We start from the raw sequence: 13,980 nt of genomic DNA, 5'->3' as shown, positions 1-13,980 counted from the left end.
TCGATTGTGTTACGAAAGAAAAGGGAGGCCATTTGGATGGAAAACCATGTTGTCGTCAGTATCTGCGGCGAGGAATACAACTTTGTAGCCCAGGAGGCACCCTCCTACATGCAGCGGGTGGGCAGCTATGTGGACGCAAAGATGACGGAGGTGCTCAAGGGGGCCCATGTGGGCCGCACCGACGCGGCGGTGCTCACCGCCGCCAACATCACCGACGAACTGTTCAAGGCGCAGGAGGACGCGGAGAACCTCCGCCGCCAGCTGAAGGAGTATGTGGAGGAAGCCGGCCGGGCCAAGGCCGAGGCGTCCGAGCTCAAGCGGGAGATCTTCCGTCTCCAGAACGGGAACAAGCATGACCGGTAGGCCCGAACTCCTCTCTCCCGCCGGCTCTCCGGAGGCGCTGCGCGCCGCCGTCCAGTGCGGAGCAGACGCCGTTTACCTGGGCGTGGGCAGCTTCAACGCCCGGCGGGGCGCCAAAAACTTCTCCGAAGAGGACTTCCTTCAGGCCCTGTCCTACTGCCACCTGTTGGGCGTCAAGGTCTATCTGACGCTGAACACCCTGCTCACGGATCGGGAGCTGCCCCAGGCCCTTCAGACCGCCCGCATGGCCTCCCAGGCCGGCGTGGACGCGGTGCTGGTACAGGACTGGGGCCTTTTTGAGTTGCTGCGCCAGACGCTGCCGGACCTGCCCCTCCACGCCAGCACCCAGATGAGCATCTTCACCTCCGGCGGCGCGCTGGAGGCCTCCCGCATGGGCTGCACCCGGGTGGTGGTGGCCCGGGAGCTGAGCGGAGAGGACATCGCCCGCATCATCCGCGCCAGCGGTGCCGAGATCGAGGTCTTTGCCCACGGCGCCCTGTGCATGAGCTACAGCGGCCAGTGCTCCATGAGCGCCTTTTTGGGCGGCCGCAGCGGCAACCGGGGCACCTGCGCCCAGCCCTGCCGCCTTCCCTACCGGCTGGAGCGTGACGGCCGGACGGCCAAACCCGGCCATCCCCTGAGCCTCAAGGACAGCTCCATGGCCGATCACCTGGAGGAGCTGCGGAAGATGGGCGTGGCCTGCCTGAAACTGGAGGGCCGGATGAAGCGGCCGGAGTATGTGGCGGTGGTTACATCCATTTACGCCCGGCTCCTCAGGGAGCGCCGCACTCCCACGGCTGAGGAGGCTCAACAGCTCTCCGACGCCTTTTCCCGCAGCGGCTTTACAGACTGGTATTACCACGGCAAACGGGGTGCCGGCATGTTCGGCACCCGCCCCGAGGGCGCCCAGGAGCCCCGGGAGCTTTTTGCCCAGATCCGCTCCTCCTATGAAAGCGGCACGCTGCGCACCGTGGGCGTCTCCTTTTTCTGCCGCGTAGGCGTGGGCGTGCCCGTGGTGCTCACCGCCACCGACGACCGCGACCACATCGTCTCCGTCACAGGGCCGGTGCCCGAGGCCGCCCGCAGCCGGGCCGTCACCGCCAGCGAGGTGGAGGAGCGGCTCAAAAAGACCGGCGGTACCGCCTTTCACTGCACCGGAGCCACCGCTGTGGTGGACGAGGGCCTCTCTTTAAGCGCCGCATCCATCAATGCCCTGCGCCGCCAGGCGCTGGAGGAGCTGACCACGGAGCGCGTCCGCCCGCCCAAACGACGGAGCCTGGAGCCCCAGCCCCTGCCTCCGGCCCTTGGGAGCTGCGAGGGGCCGCCCCGCCTCACCTGTTCGCTGAGCCGCGGCAGCCAGCTCAGCGAGGAGCTTGTGGACCAAGGCCCGGCCCGGATCTACCTGCCCCTGGAGCGGATCGGCGAATTTGACCTGGCCCCTTATCTTGGGAGGACCGAGTTTTACGCCCTGTTCCCCCGGGTCTGGCGGGATACGGACGAATCGGAGCTCCGCTCGCTGCTGCTCACCGCCCGGGACAGCGGCGTCACCGGCCTGGGCCTTTCCAACCTGGGCCACTTTCCCCTGGCCCGGGAGTCCGGCATGACTCTTGCGGGGGACTTTGGGCTCAACGTCTTCAACTCCCGCTCCCTGCTCTTTTTGCACCAGCGGGGGCTTTCCTCCGCCGCAGTCTCCTTTGAGCTGCGCCGGGAGCAGATCCGGGACCTTCAAAAATTCCTCAGCGTGGAGGCGGCGGTCTACGGCCGCCTGCCTCTTCAGATCACGGAAAACTGCCTGGTGCAAAACGACGGCGGCTGCCCCTGTGACGGCACGGCCGTCCTCCGGGACCGCACCAACGCCTCCTTCCCCATCCTCCCCGCCTACGGCTGCCGCAGCGAGCTGCAAAACAGCCGCGTGCTTTGGCTGGCGGACCGGGAGGACTGGAAGGACATCGGTTTATCATACGCCCGGCTCCGCTTCACCACCGAATCCGCCGAGGAGTGCGCCCAGGTCTTCCGGGCCTACCGCCGCACCGGGGAGCCCCCGGCCCTCTTTACCCGGGGTCTTTTCTACAAGGGTGTGGATTGACCGGCGCGCCACAGGCCAGAGTGAACGGCCTTCCTGCGATGCATTTGTAAAACTTTTAGTATATTATTGTTGTTATAATACTTTTTGCAATCAATTTCATCAGATTTTTCTGCATTTTTGCAGAATTGGTCTGAGCTTTCTGATACAAGGAGAAACTTTATGGAGACCATTCGCGTCAAATATTTTTCAGACGACTCTCCCCGGCTTTGCTATGTGGAGGGGAAATCCGACTGGATCGACCTTTCCGCGGCGGAGGATGTGACCCTTTCCGCCGGGGAGTTCCGGCTGATCCCCCTGGGGATCGCCGTGGCCCTGCCGGAGGGCTACGAGGCCCACATCGTGCCCCGCAGCTCCACCTTTAAGAACTACGGCATTTTGCAGGCCAACTCCATGGGTGTGGTGGACTGGTCCTACCGGGGCAGCGGCGATGAGTGGCGGATGCCGGTCTATGCCACCCGCAACACATCCATCCCCAAGGGCAGCCGGATCTGCCAGTTCCGGATCATGGCCCACCAGCCCCGCCTGGTGTTCGAAACCTGCACCTCCCTGGAGGAGTCCGACCGGGGCGGCTTTGGTTCAACTGGTAAGTAATTATACTTGTCACTTCATGCGGCAGGCGTGTTTGCCTGCAAACTTTGAACGATGCGCCTATGGCGCTTGGAGGAACATGGCACAGATTGTATTGGCCTCCGGCTCACCCCGGCGGCAGGAGCTTTTGGCCCGGATCGGCATCCGGGAGTTTGACATCCGCGTTCCGGAGGTGGAGGAGTGGTACCCCGGGGGCCTGACGCCGCCCCAGGTGGTGGAGTACATCTCCCGGGAGAAGGCGGAGGCTGTCCGGTGCACACCGGAGGAGATCGTCATCACCGCGGACACCATGGTGTTTTTGGACGAGGAGCGGCTGGGCAAGCCACGGGACGAGGAGCACGCGCTGAAGATGCTCTTGTCCCTTCAGGGACGCACCCACACCGTCTGCACCGGCGTCACCCTGCGCCGGGGAGATCGGTTTTTGACCGAATCGGAATCCACCGCCGTCACCTTCCGTCCTGCCTCCGAGCGGGAGCTGCGCTCCTACATCCGGAGCGGCGAGCCCATGGACAAGGCGGGCGCCTACGGCGTCCAGGGCCTGGGCGCGCTGTTGGTGGAGGGCATCTGCGGTGACTTTTACAACGTGATGGGGCTGCCGCTGCTGCGTCTTTCCCGGATGCTGGCCCGGTTCGGCGTGACGTTTTTGGACGAGGGTTTGTAACGCAGGAGGAGGCGCCCTTTGAAACACTTTTTGAAAAAACACGGACTGTGGATTCTCTTTGCCGCGGCGGTCATCGCAGTGGCCCTTTCCGTCATGTCCGTTTTCACCAACACCTCCGCCCCGCTGACCAACCTGGCCGGAGTCATCACCTCTCCCTTCCGCAGTGCCTTTACCGCAGTGGCGGAGTGGTTCAACGACAAGCAGGCCTACTACGCCGACTACAAGGCGCTGGAGGCGGAGAACGCGGAGCTGCGCAACCGGATTGCGGAGATGGAGGAGGCGGTGCGCCAGAGCGAGGCGGACAGCGAGGAAAACGCCCGGTTCCGCTCCCTTTTGAACCTGCGGGAACAGCGCAAGGAGTTTGACTTTGAATCCGCCCACATCACCGCCCGCAACACCTCCAACTGGACCTCCTCCCTGACGCTGAACCGCGGCACGGACCACGGCGTGGCCGTGGGGGACTGCGTGGTCAACGAGCAGCACTATCTGGTTGGCGTGGTTTCCGAGGTAGGGCTGAACTGGTGCACGGTCCTCACCACCATCGACACGGACACCCAGTTGGGCGCCATGGTCTTCCGCACCGATGAGATCGGCGTGGCCAGCGGCGACTTCAACCTGATGGGTGAAAAGCGCCTCAAGCTCAGCTATCTGCCCGCCGACTCCACGCTGCTCAACGGCGATCTTGTCGTCACCTCCGGCGTGGGCGGCTACTATCCCACGGGTTTGGTCATCGGCTCCGTGGAGGAGGTCAAGTTAGACGACTCCGGCCTGACCCAGTATGCGGTAATCGCCCCCATGGTGGACTTTGATGAGTTGAGCCAGGTGTTCATCATCAAGGACTTCGACATTGTGGAGTAAGGAAAGGAGGCGCTGCGTTTGCCTTTTCGAAATGTTACGGTGGTCCGCTGGCTGCTCTACAGCCTGGCCTTCCTCCTCTGCTGCCTAATCCAGGGCCTTGTGATGCAGCACATCCTCCTGCGGGGCGTTTTCCCCTTCCTCTACCCGGCTGTGGTGGCGGTGCTGGCCGCCCAGGAGGGGCCGTTTTCCGGCACCGCCTTCGGCCTGGTGGCTGGCCTGGTCTGTGATCTGACCGTCGATGGTCCCCTGCCCTGCTTTTACACCCTGCTTTTCCCACTGGTGGGCCTGCTCGCCGGCCTCATTGCCGAGGGGCTGGTCTCCGCCGGGTTCCTCTGCTCCCTGGCGGCCACGGCGGCGGCCTTTGTGTTGGTGGACGGGGCACGGATCCTCCTCTTGCTGCTCAGCGGCCTGGACGATGTCTCCCGGGCGCTGATGCTCTCGCTCCAGGAGACGGCCCTGACGCTGGTCTTTGTCCTGCCGGTGCACCTGCTCTTTGCCGCCATCCACCGCAAGTGCCGCGACATCGATTGAAAGGAGTTTCCATGGAGGAGCGCAACTATTTTCACATCCGCATCTCTGTGATTGTTCTGTTTCTAAGCGCCTGCCTTACGGCCTTTGTGGGTGTGCTCTACTCCACCCAGATCGTCCACGGCCAGGACTACCTGGAGCAGTCGGTGCGCACCATCACCCAGCGCGAGACGGTGGAGGCCTCCCGGGGCATTCTCACCGACCGCAACGGGAAAACCTTGGTGTCCAACCGTTTGAGCTATACGCTGACCTTTGACAGCTCCCTTTTGGGGGAGGGGGAAAGCGAGGCGGAATCCATCTGGAAGCTGATCCAGCTCTGCCGGCGCTACGGCGTGGAGTGGGTGGAGAACCTGCCCATCACCTCCCAGGCGCCCTTTGCCTTTGCCCTGGAAGGCCTGGATTCCACCCAGAGCACCCGTTTCCTCAAATACCTCCAGGCCAACAAGTGGGTGGCGGACTCCCTGCCCGCCTCCTACAACACGGAGGGGATGACCCGGCAGGAACAGCTTGCCGCCTACCTGAAGGAGAGCGGCCTGAGCGCGGACGCGCTCCTTGCCAACATGCGTTCCCTCTTGAACGTGCCCGCCTCCTACACCGACGCCCAGGCCCGCTCCGTCATGGGGGTGCAGTACGAGCTGGCTGTGCGTAAACTGGTGAATACCACAGCCTATATCTTTGCCGAGGACGTGAGCACGAAGCTGATCTCCGAGATCACCGATGGGGATTACCCCGGCGTCAAGGTGGGCTCCTCCTCTGTCCGGGATTACCAGACCACTGCCGCGGCCCACATCCTGGGTACCGTGGGGCGCATGGAGGACGAGTACGAGGAGCTGAAGGACCAGGGCTACGCCCTGGACGACCTGGTGGGCAAGTTCGGCGTGGAACTGGCCTTTGAAGAGTACCTCCACGGCACCGACGGCACCCGGGTGGTGTCGAAAAACAGCGAGGGCAAGACCACCAGCGAGCTCTACACCAAGGCCCCCCAGCCCGGGAGCACCGTGTCGCTGACCATCGACCTGCCCTTCCAGGAGGCGGTGGAGGCCGCCCTCGCAGCCACCGTCACCTCCATGAACAAGGAGGACGGCCATACTTCCCGCGGCGCCGCCGCCGTGGTGGAACAGGTGGGCACCGGAGAGGTGCTGGCCCTGGCCTCCTATCCAACCTTTGACCTCTCCACCTACCGCCAGGAGTTCAACCTTCTGAACGACCCGGAGCAAACCCCCGGCAGGCCCCTGGTGAACCGGGCCACCCAGGGCACCTTCCCCCCCGGCTCCACCCTGAAGCCCTTCACCGCCATCGCAGCCCTGGAGTCTGGGGCCGTCACGGTCCAGGAAAAGGTCCGGGACACCGGCAAGTGGGTCTACCCCGGCTTTCCGGACAGCTACACCTGGTGCTGGAACCACGCGGGCCACGGCCTTTTGAACGTCTCCGGGGCCATCACCAACTCCTGCAACTACTTTTTTGCAGAAATGGGCTACCGCATGGGCATGGATACCCTGCGGGAGTACCTCACCGCCTTTGGCCTGGGGCAGAGCACGGGCATTGAAATCGGCGACAAGCCGGGCTCCCTGCCGGAAAACCCCGAGGGCCAGAACCTGTCCCCCTGGGCGGCCTACGGCCAGGCCAACCAGGTATACACGCCGGTCCAGCTCTGCAACGCCGTAGCCACGCTGGTTTCCGGAGGCAAACACTGCGAGGCCCACCTGCTCAAATCCGTGAAGTCTTACGACAATTCCCAGGTGCTGGCAGCTGGGGACACCGCCCCCGTCAACACCATTGACATCCATGACTCCTCTCTCCAGGCGGTGAAAAAGGGTATGTACGACCTGACCACCGCCGGATCGCTGGCCCCTTATTTCAAAAACTGCGTGGTGGAGGCTGGCGCCAAAACCGGCACCGCCCAGCGCGGCGGCAACTTCACCAACAACGGCGTGTTCGTATGCTTCGCCCCCTATGAAGAGCCGGAGATCGCCGTGGCCATCGTCATTGAGGAGGGCGGCTCCGGTTCGGCCCTGGCCTCCACCGCCGTGGAGATCCTCAACGCCTATTTCTCCACCGACGAGATCGGCGCGGCGCTCATCGGCGAGGACCAGCTGCTGCAATAAGGCGCATTTGTTCTATATTATCATCCGAAAGGACTGGAGCTATGTCCCCTTGCTTTGACTCCCGGGACCCCCGCTGCAAGACCCCTTACGGCGCGGTCCCCACCTCCACACCTGTGACGCTCACCCTCCGCCCGGACGGCGCGGAGGGTTTTCCCCGCTGTGAGCTGCTTGCCTACCACGAATTTGCCGCCTCAGAGGAGGTACTTCCTCTCTCGCCCACGGCGGAGGGCGCCTTCACCATCACCTTTTCCGCCCCCGCCCAGCCGGAGCTGGTGTGGTACGCCTTCCGCTTTTCCCGCGCCGACGGCTCCAGCAGCTGCCTCACCCGCAGCGGCTGGGGGAAAAACGCCGACGACCACCGCTGGCAGTTGACGGTCTACTCTGAGCGCCAACCCACCCCGGACTGGTTTGGCCGGGGCATTACCTACCAAATTTTTCCAGACCGTTTCTGCCGCCTCTCCCTGCCAGCCACCGACGGCGTGGTGGGCAACCGGGTGGTACACAAGGATTGGAGCGAACCCATGGACTACCTGCCGGATCCGGACGGCGAGGTGCGCAGCCGGGACTTCTATGGCGGGTCCCTCTTGGGCATCTCCTCCAAGCTGCCCTATCTTCAGAGCCTTGGGGTCTCCACGCTGTATCTCTGCCCCATCTTTGAATCCGCCTCCAACCACCGCTACAACACGGCGGACTACCGGAAGATCGATCCCTTTTTGGGCACGGAGGAGGACTTTGCGCACCTTTGCAGTGAAGGGCGCAAATATGGCATCCGGGTGGTGCTGGACGGCGTGTTCAACCACACCGGCTCCAACAGCGTCTACTTCAACCAGGAGGGCTTTTATCCCTCCGTGGGTGCGGCCCAGAGCCTGGATTCGCCCTATGCCGGTTGGTACCGCTTTTCCCACTGGCCGGATCAGTACGACGCCTGGTGGGGCATCCGCACCCTGCCCGCGGTCCAGGAGGACAATCCGGACTACCGGGCCTATATGGTGACGGGAAAGGATTCGGTGATCCGCCGCTGGCTCCGCCTGGGCGCCTCCGGCTGGCGGCTGGATGTGGCTGACGAGCTGCCCGACGCCTTCATCCGGGACATCCGCCTCGCCATGGAGGAGACGGATCCCGACGCCATCTTGTTGGGCGAGGTGTGGGAGGACGGCTCCAACAAGATCGCCTATTCCCAGCGCCGCCGCTACCTCCTGGGGGATGAGACCCACGCCCTGATGAACTACCCCTTCCGCAACGCCGCACTGGCCTATCTTCTGGGCGGGCCGGCCGAGGCCTTTTATGAGGCCATGGAGAGCATCCGGGAGAATTACCCTGCCCCTGCCTTTTACTCTGCCATGAATTTTTTGGGCACCCATGATACGCCCCGAATTCTCACCCTCTTGGGCCAGCCCGCCCCCATCTCCGACCGGGCCGAACGCCGGGCCTACCGCCTCTCTGAGGAGGAGCTCCGTCGGGGGGTGCGGCGGCTGCGGCTGGCGGCACTGCTGCTCTACGCCTTCCCCGGCTCCCCCACCATTTTTTACGGCGACGAGGCGGGGATGCAGGGGTTTGAGGACCCCTTCAACCGGGGCACCTTCCCCTGGGGCCATGAGAACCGGGAGCTTCTGGAGCTCTACCGCCTGCTGGGCCGCATCCGCACCCAGCGCCCCTCCTTGCAAAAGGGGGCCATCCGCTACCACATTGCCCAGGACGGCCTGCTGGCCTTTTCCCGGCAGGCGGGCGATGAGACCACCTGGGCAGTGTTCAACAGCGGTCCGCAAGAGCGCAGCCTGGCCCTTCCCTACCCGGGCGACCTGGCCACGGACCTTCTCACTGGACAGCAGTTTGCCGTTTTGGACGGGGAATTGGAACTGACGCTGCCCTCCCTGGATGGATTGCTGATTGTCTGACACTTTGGCTTTCAGGGTACTGTTTCACGTGAAACAGTACCCTGTTCCCTTTGCCAGCATGTTTCACGTGAAACTTTATTCATTGTTTTTTCTCCCTTTTTCTTGAAATGAAGGGACAAGCTTGCTATACTGTATTTTGTACTGGTTTTCACTCAACCATTGAGAAAGCAGGTGCCCTTTTGGCTAAAATCATCGCAATTGTCAATCAAAAAGGCGGCGTGGGCAAGACGACCACCTGCGTCAATCTGACCGCCGCCCTTCACGAGCTGGGCAAGCGGGTGCTGCTGTGTGACTTTGACCCCCAGGCCAATTCCACATCCGGCATGGGCGTGGACAAATCCCTGTCCCAGGGCGTCTACCAGGTGATGGTGGGCGACGCCCCGGTGCGGGAGGCGGTGGTCTCCACCCGCTACGGCGACGTGCTGCCCTCCAACAAGGCGCTGGCCGGCGCCGGCATTGAGCTGATTTCCATGGACTCCCGGGAGTTCCTGCTGCGAAATGCCCTGAATCAGCTCCAGGAGGACTATGACTTCATTTTCATCGACTGCCCCCCTTCCCTGGAACTTCTGACCCTCAACGCCCTCTGCGCGGCGAACACGCTGCTGGTTCCGGTGCAGGGGGAATATTTCGCGCTGGAGGGCCTTTCAGACCTGATGAGCACCGTGCGCATCGTGCGCCGGTCGCTGAACCCCCGGCTGGAGCTGGAGGGCGTGCTGCTGACCATGTTCGACGGCCGTACCAATTTGGCCCTCCAGGTGGCAGAGGAGGTCAAACGCTTTTTCCCGGGCAAGGTCTACTCCACGGTGATTCCAAGGAACGTGCGGCTCAGCGAGGCCCCAAGCCACGGAAAGCCCATTACCACCTACGACCGCAGTTCCCGGGGCGCGGAGAGCTACACCGCCCTGGCCAAGGAGTTTCTCAGGAAGAACAACCAATAACTTTACTTACTTTTCCTTTTGAAGGGAGATCGCTATGGCAACAAATAAAGCAAAGGGCCTGGGCCGGGGACTGGGGGCCCTTTTGGGCGAGGAGGCGCTGAAGGGCGACACGGGAAGCGCCCTCTCCCTCCCCATTTCCCAGGTGGAGAGCTGCTCCAACCAGCCCCGCAAGATTTTTGACGACGCCTCGCTGGCAGACCTGGCGGATTCCATCCGTCAGCACGGCATTATCCAGCCTTTGACGGTGCGCCGTCTCTCCTCCGGCTACTATCAGATCATCGCCGGAGAGCGCCGCTGGCGGGCCGCGCGGCTGGCCGGGCTGCAGGAGGTGCCGGTCATCGTCATTGAGGCCGACGACCGAAAGGCCGCGGAACTGGCCATGATCGAAAACCTCCAGCGGGAGGACCTGAACCCCATGGAGGAGGCCTCCGGCTTCCAGTCCCTCATCGACACCTACCACATGACCCAGGAAGAGGCCGCCGCCGCAGTGGGCAAGTCCCGCAGCGCCGTGGCCAACTCCCTGCGGCTCCTTGGGCTCTGTCCGCCGGTCCGCAAGCTGGTGGAGGAGGGTTCTCTCTCCTCCGGCCACGCCCGGGCCCTGCTGCCCTTGGGGGCAGAGGCCCAGCAAAAAGCCGCCGCCGCAGTGGTGGACGGCGACCTCTCCGTCCGGCAGACGGAGACGCTGGTCAAAAAGCTGACCGAGTCCAAGCCGAACGGCCCCGCGCCAAAAAGCGGCGTCAGCGTCAACTATACGGAGGAGGCCCAAAAGGAGCTCAGCTCCCGGCTTGGCCGGGGCTGCCGCATTGTCAGCGGCCGGAAAAAGGGCCGCATTGAGCTGGAGTACTACGGCCTCGACGACCTGAACGACCTGCTGGAGGCCCTGTCCGCCCTGAAGCACAGGGACGCATGAATAATGGAAAGGATGTCAAACTAACCATGAAGTTCAAAAAGCGGGGCGACGGCGCCCAGGATTCAGCCCCAGCCCCGGAGGAAGCTGTTTCCGGCCGTCAAAAGCCCGTATTCATCTATATCATCATACTTTTTACCGTGGCCTTCATCCTGATCCTGGTCTCCTTCGTGATGCACCAGCGCAGCAACCAGCAGGTTTTGGGGGAACTTCACAACAACGTCAACGCCATTGAGGAGCTGCAGGACGCCCTGGATGAAAACCTGCGGCTTCAAAAGGAGCTGGCAAAAACCCAGAAGGAGCTGAGCAGTGCATCGGAGCAGTTGGAGCGTGAACAGGCCCTGCGAAAGAGCGAAGAGGATGAGTCCGCCGCCCTCCTCTCCCTCTACTCCCTCCAGCAGCTCTATGCCGCCGGCGATTACGCCAAATGTGAGGAGGTCATCGACCAGTATGAGGAGAGCGGCGTGGTGGATGCCCTGCCCACAGAGTCCACGGATGCCGCGGTGGTCTCCCCGCTTCAGCGCTATCAGCAGCTGAAAGAGGGCGTGGCCCAGAAGATGGCTGAGGCAGCCGAATAAGCTTGTTTCACGTGAAACAGTCTATGCCGCCACGCGGCGCAATTTGTAATGAGGTGAACAATCGTGCTTGATATCAAACTGATCCGGGAAAATCCCGACCTGGTGCGCCAGAACATCAGAAATAAATTTCAGGACAGCAAACTCCCCCTGGTGGACGAGGTGCTGAAGTTGGATGAGGAGTTCCGGGCCGCCGTCACGGAGGGCAGCGAGCTCCGGGCCTCCCGCAACGCCCTCAGCAAGCAGATCGGCATGCTGATGGGGCAGGCCAAAAAGGACCCGTCCAAGCTATCGGAGGCGGAAGCCGTCAAGGCCCAGGTCACGGCCAACGCCGAGCGGCTCAGGGAGTTGGAAGAGCGGGAAGCGGAGTTGGAGGGGGAAATCCGCAAACGGATGCTGGTGATCCCCCAGCTTTTGGACGAAAAAGTGCCCATCGGCAAAGACGATTCGGAAAATGTGGAGGTGGCGCGCTTCGGCGAGCCCGTGACTCCCCCCTTTGAGATCCCCTACCATGCGGAGATTATGGAGTCCTTTGACGGGCTGGACCTGGACGCCGCCCGCCGGGTGGCTGGAAACGGCTTCTACTATCTCATGGGCGATATGGCGCGGCTCCACTCCGCCGTCCTCTCCTATGCCCGGGATTTCATGATCGACCGGGGCTTCACCTACTGCGTGCCGCCCTTCATGATTCGCCAGGGCGTGGTGGATGGCGTGATGAGCTTTGCGGAAATGGACGCCATGATGTACAAGATCGAGGGCGAGGACCTCTATCTCATTGGCACCAGTGAGCACTCCATGATTGGAAAGTTCATCGACCAAATTCTTCCGGAGGAGTCCCTCCCCCAGACGCTGACTTCCTACTCCCCCTGCTTCCGCAAGGAAAAGGGTGCTCACGGCATAGAAGAGCGCGGCGTCTACCGCATCCACCAGTTTGAAAAGCAGGAGATGATCGTGGTCTGCAGGCCCGAGGAGTCCCCTGTCTGGTTTGACAAGCTGTGGCAGAACACGGTGGAATTGTTCCGCAGCCTGGATATCCCCGTCCGGACGCTGGAGTGCTGCTCCGGGGATCTGGCGGATTTGAAGTGCCGCTCCCTTGATGTGGAGGCTTGGTCCCCCCGGCAGCAGAAGTACTTCGAGGTGGGCTCCTGCTCCAACCTGGGCGACGCCCAGGCGCGGCGGCTGAAAATCCGCGTCACCGGGCAGGATGGGAAAAAATATCTGCCTCACACGCTGAACAACACGGTGGTGGCACCGCCCCGGATGCTCATCGCCTTCCTGGAAAATAACCTTAATGCAGACGGCTCCGTCCGGGTGCCCGAAGCGCTGCGCCCCTATATGGGCGGCAAGGAGCTGCTGATTCCCAAAAAGAAGTAAAATACCATTTGTATATTACCTGCGTTTTTTGATTACTTTATGTATATTTTTTGAGCGGTTTGCAGACGACAGGAGGGTTTGAAACGATGCGGCGTTCACTTTTGGCATTTTTATTGGCTCTATTCCTTTCCACATCCTGTATCCCTTGGGCCGCAGCGGATACAGCCTTTCCAAAAACAAGGGAGTACCAGGGCTTTTCCGACGTGGCAAAAGATGCGTGGTGCTATGACGCGGTCAAGCTCTGCTATGAGACCGGACTGCTCAACGGCACCTCGGCCAAGACCTTCTCCCCCGACTCACCCCTGGCCATGGAGCAGCTGATGGTGCTTTCCGCCCGGCTGTACGATCTGCGCAAGGGCGGCGACGGGGTGCTGCCCCCGGCGCCACAGGAGCCCCGGGAATACGTGCGGTTTTACGACCTCACTGGCACCCAGGTGGCCAATCTGGGCCAGGTCCTGTCCTACAGCTGGCAGGGCAGCGGCTCCATACTGACAGGGGAGTTTCAGGAGGCCCGTTCCCCCTGCTTCCCCCTGCGCATTGAAATCGGCTTTGACGGAGACGGCTTCCGGTTCAGCGGCAGCGGCAATACCGGGACGGACGGCAAAAGCGTCTCATTCGTCCTGAATCCGGATGCGGAGTTTGTGGCCTTTAAGCTGAATGCCTACAGCCGTTCCTGGCGGAACGCCCAAGCGGCCGGGGCATGGGAGCAGTGGTGGTTCCCCGCCTCCTTCTACATCGACTATCGCGAAACCCTGGACATCCTCTACAGCCCCCACTGGCTGGCCAGCTCCTTCGGCGAGACCGCCTGGCGGGAGGATTTCGCCATGTGGCTCTGCTCCGTGGGCGGTGAAATGGAGCAGCGGTGCACGGTGGACTCCCTGCCCGACGTGCCCGGTGTGCGCTATGACGAGGAGCAGGCCGACGCCATCTTTTCCCTTTACCGGGCCGGTATCCTCAACGGAACGGACGCCACCGGCGCCTTCCACGGAACCGCTCCCTTGACCCGCGCTCAGGCCGCCGTTATGCTGGCCCGGGTGTTGGACCCGGGTCTGCGGATTTCCACAATCGCATCTGATTCCATATCGTAATTTTATTCCTTAATATT

General features: G+C 62.5%; 13 protein-coding genes. All 13 read left to right on the top strand.

Annotated features, from left to right (window positions below; translation table 11 throughout):
- Window positions 1-36: 36 nt before the first annotated feature.
- The 13 genes from H8790_RS12345 to H8790_RS12285 all read left to right on the top strand — a co-directional run bounded on the left by H8790_RS12345 (window position 37) and on the right by H8790_RS12285 (window position 13,963).
- Complete coding sequence (locus H8790_RS12345) at window positions 37-363, top strand: cell division protein ZapA (RefSeq protein WP_187332813.1); 327 nt, start codon at window positions 37-39, stop codon at window positions 361-363.
- The gene (locus tag H8790_RS12340; protein ID WP_187332812.1) at window positions 353-2,446 is read left to right on the top strand and encodes a U32 family peptidase; all 2,094 of its coding nucleotides are present in this window, start codon (window positions 353-355) and stop codon (window positions 2,444-2,446) included. The genes H8790_RS12345 and H8790_RS12340 overlap by 11 nt, the downstream gene beginning before the upstream one ends.
- 159 nt (window positions 2,447-2,605) lie before the next feature.
- Complete coding sequence (locus tag H8790_RS12335) at window positions 2,606-3,037, top strand: dUTP diphosphatase (RefSeq protein WP_187332811.1); 432 nt, start codon at window positions 2,606-2,608, stop codon at window positions 3,035-3,037.
- Window positions 3,038-3,113: 76 nt separating this feature from the next.
- Window positions 3,114-3,695, top strand: a complete 582-nt coding sequence (locus H8790_RS12330; RefSeq protein ID WP_187332810.1) for a Maf family protein — start codon at window positions 3,114-3,116, stop codon at window positions 3,693-3,695.
- Between the two features lie 18 nt (window positions 3,696-3,713).
- A complete protein-coding gene (gene mreC / locus H8790_RS12325) occupies window positions 3,714-4,553 on the top strand; it encodes a rod shape-determining protein MreC (RefSeq protein WP_187332809.1) in 840 nt (279 codons plus the stop codon).
- Between the two features lie 18 nt (window positions 4,554-4,571).
- Window positions 4,572-5,084, top strand: coding sequence for a hypothetical protein (locus H8790_RS12320; protein ID WP_187332808.1), 513 nt, complete (start codon window positions 4,572-4,574; stop codon window positions 5,082-5,084).
- 11 nt (window positions 5,085-5,095) lie between these two features.
- Entirely contained in the window at window positions 5,096-7,186 is a 2,091-nt protein-coding gene (locus H8790_RS12315; protein ID WP_187332807.1) for a peptidoglycan D,D-transpeptidase FtsI family protein, read from the top strand.
- A gap of 41 nt (window positions 7,187-7,227) precedes the next feature.
- On the top strand, window positions 7,228-9,081 hold the full coding sequence (locus H8790_RS12310) for a glycoside hydrolase family 13 protein (protein ID WP_187332806.1): 1,854 nt from the start codon (window positions 7,228-7,230) through the stop codon (window positions 9,079-9,081).
- A gap of 179 nt (window positions 9,082-9,260) precedes the next feature.
- Window positions 9,261-10,019, top strand: a complete 759-nt coding sequence (locus H8790_RS12305) for a ParA family protein (protein ID WP_187332805.1) — start codon at window positions 9,261-9,263, stop codon at window positions 10,017-10,019.
- A 34-nt stretch (window positions 10,020-10,053) separates the two neighbouring features.
- The gene (locus H8790_RS12300) at window positions 10,054-10,929 is read left to right on the top strand and encodes a ParB/RepB/Spo0J family partition protein (RefSeq protein WP_187332804.1); all 876 of its coding nucleotides are present in this window, start codon (window positions 10,054-10,056) and stop codon (window positions 10,927-10,929) included.
- A 26-nt stretch (window positions 10,930-10,955) separates the two neighbouring features.
- Complete coding sequence (locus tag H8790_RS12295; RefSeq protein WP_187332803.1) at window positions 10,956-11,504, top strand: hypothetical protein; 549 nt, start codon at window positions 10,956-10,958, stop codon at window positions 11,502-11,504.
- A gap of 63 nt (window positions 11,505-11,567) precedes the next feature.
- Window positions 11,568-12,875 (top strand): serine--tRNA ligase, encoded by a 1,308-nt coding sequence (gene serS / locus H8790_RS12290; RefSeq protein ID WP_187332802.1) that lies wholly within the window; start codon window positions 11,568-11,570, stop codon window positions 12,873-12,875.
- Between the two features lie 203 nt (window positions 12,876-13,078).
- Window positions 13,079-13,963, top strand: a complete 885-nt coding sequence (locus H8790_RS12285; protein ID WP_187332801.1) for an S-layer homology domain-containing protein — start codon at window positions 13,079-13,081, stop codon at window positions 13,961-13,963.
- The last annotated feature ends 17 nt before the right edge of the window (window positions 13,964-13,980 follow it).

Origin of the sequence: Oscillibacter hominis (assembly GCF_014334055.1) — a bacterium.
GTDB lineage: Bacteria > Bacillota > Clostridia > Oscillospirales > Oscillospiraceae > Oscillibacter > Oscillibacter hominis.
This window is presented reverse-complemented; position numbering and strand designations above follow the sequence as displayed.

What these genes read in the sequence shown, in the direction of transcription:
- H8790_RS12345 (WP_187332813.1), top strand. Translation starts at nt 37, where the DNA reads ATGGAAAACCATGTTGTCGTCAGTATCTGCGGCGAGGAATACAACTTT.
- H8790_RS12340 (WP_187332812.1), top strand. Translation starts at nt 353, where the DNA reads ATGACCGGTAGGCCCGAACTCCTCTCTCCCGCCGGCTCTCCGGAGGCG.
- H8790_RS12335 (WP_187332811.1), top strand. Translation starts at nt 2,606, where the DNA reads ATGGAGACCATTCGCGTCAAATATTTTTCAGACGACTCTCCCCGGCTT.
- H8790_RS12330 (WP_187332810.1), top strand. Translation starts at nt 3,114, where the DNA reads ATGGCACAGATTGTATTGGCCTCCGGCTCACCCCGGCGGCAGGAGCTT.
- H8790_RS12315 (WP_187332807.1), top strand. Translation starts at nt 5,096, where the DNA reads ATGGAGGAGCGCAACTATTTTCACATCCGCATCTCTGTGATTGTTCTG.
- H8790_RS12310 (WP_187332806.1), top strand. Translation starts at nt 7,228, where the DNA reads ATGTCCCCTTGCTTTGACTCCCGGGACCCCCGCTGCAAGACCCCTTAC.
- H8790_RS12300 (WP_187332804.1), top strand. Translation starts at nt 10,054, where the DNA reads ATGGCAACAAATAAAGCAAAGGGCCTGGGCCGGGGACTGGGGGCCCTT.
- H8790_RS12295 (WP_187332803.1), top strand. Translation starts at nt 10,956, where the DNA reads ATGAAGTTCAAAAAGCGGGGCGACGGCGCCCAGGATTCAGCCCCAGCC.